Source organism: Haladaptatus sp., assembly GCF_049589095.1.
Taxonomy (GTDB): Archaea; Halobacteriota; Halobacteria; order Halobacteriales; family Haladaptataceae; genus Haladaptatus.
On record NZ_JBAWAC010000487.1, the window covers coordinates 1 to 1726 of the forward strand.

Annotated in this window: 2 protein-coding genes; both read left to right on the forward strand. The window is 63.1% G+C overall.

Annotated features, from left to right (window positions below; genetic code table 11):
- Positions 1-30: 30 nt before the first annotated feature.
- On the forward strand, positions 31-1314 hold the full coding sequence (locus WBV42_RS15050) for a ribonuclease catalytic domain-containing protein (protein WP_423986753.1): 1284 nt from the start codon (positions 31-33) through the stop codon (positions 1312-1314).
- Positions 1315-1346: 32 nt separating this feature from the next.
- On the forward strand, positions 1347-1726 hold a 380-nt coding region (locus tag WBV42_RS15055; protein WP_423986752.1), incomplete at its 3' end, for a uracil-DNA glycosylase family protein.

The window sequence follows — 1726 nt, forward strand, 5'->3', positions numbered from 1 at the left end:
CCTAACTTCCTAACTCCCTTATCGGCGGGCATGACGAGCGACGCACAGGCCGAGGCGGGCACCGCCGAAGGCCAAGGGCCGGTCGAAATCTCCGAAGATCTCGCCGAGCGACTCGACAGCAAGCGCGAACAGTTGTTCGAGAAGTTCGAAATCAGGGACGGGTTTCCCGGCCCCGTGATGACGGAGGCCGAGAAGCGGACCGAGAACATTCAACAGGAGATTCAGGACGAGGCCGACGAGCGCAAGGACCTGCGCGAGATGACGACGTGGACGACCGACCCCGTCGACGCACAGGACTTCGACGACGCGATTTCCGTCGAGGAGCGCGAGGACGAGTACGTCCTCTGGGTCCACATCGCCGACGTGACCCACTACGTCCACCCCGAATCGAACATGTGGGAGGAAGCGGTCAAACGCGGGAACACGGTGTATCTCCCCGCCTACACGATTCACATGCTCCCGCCGATGCTGGCCGAGACGGTCTGTTCTCTGGTCCCCGACGAGGACCGTCTCGCCCACACCGTCGAGATGCACCTCGACAAGGAGAACCTCTCGTACGAGACCATTGACATCTACAAATCCGTCATCCGGAGCGACGAGCGACTCACCTACTCGCAGGCCGAGGAACGACTGGACGACGAGGACGCCCCGCTCCACGAGGAGTGTAAACTCTCCTTCGAACTCGCCGACCGGATGCACGAGCAGCGAAAGGAGGACGGCAGTCTCGTCCTGAACCCGCGACGTGACCGCGCCCACACCATCATCGAGGAGTCGATGCTGAAGGCGAACAAGGCCGTCACGCACGAACTGATGTGGGGCCGCGGCGTCGAGGCGATGTACCGCGTCCACCCACAGCCGACGCCCGACGAGTGGGGCAAAGCGCTCCAGGAGATACAGGACTTGAACGGCGTTTCGATTCCGGGTAGTACGTGGGACGACCCGCGGATGGCCGTCAACGCCACGCTGGAGGAAGCGCCGGGCCGACAGCTCGACAAGATCCAGTGGGCCGTCATGAAGGTGATGCCCCGCGCTCGCTACATGAGCGACCCGTTCGGCGGCCACCACGCGCTGAACTTCGAGATTTACGGCCACTTCACCAGCCCGATCCGGCGGCTCTCGGACCTCATCAACCACTGGATCGTCTACACCAACGATGTCCCGGAGGACCTCGTGGCGCTGTGTGACCGCGCCAGCGACAAACAGGCCGACGCGGAAGCCTGTGAGCGCGAGTACAAACAGTTCCTCGAAGAGGTCGGACTCGACCCCAACGCGGTCAACAACCGCGGCATCGAAATCGTCGAAGACGACGAGTAGAGTCGAGTAGAAACGAACGGACAAGATTATCGATGTTTCCCGACCCCGACTCCCGCAACGTCCTCGAACCGAACTGCTCGCGGTGTCCCGAACTCGTCGCGTGTCGAAACCGGATTTCGTGGGGGACCGGTCCGGTGGATGCCGACGTGATGGTCGTCGGGGAAGCGCCCGGCGTTGGCGCGCCGGACGCGGACCTGTGGCAGGGCGGCAACTGGACGGGAATGGCCTACACCACGCGGCACTCGGGTCGGAAGATTCGTGGGGTGTTCGACGAACTCGGCTACGACGCCTACTTCACGAACGCCGTGAAGTGCTTTCCCGAAGGGGACGACGGCTCGAACCGCGAGCCGCGTGCCGAGGAGTTGTCGAACTGCTTCGATCACTTGCAAACGGAAATCGAACGGGTCGGCCC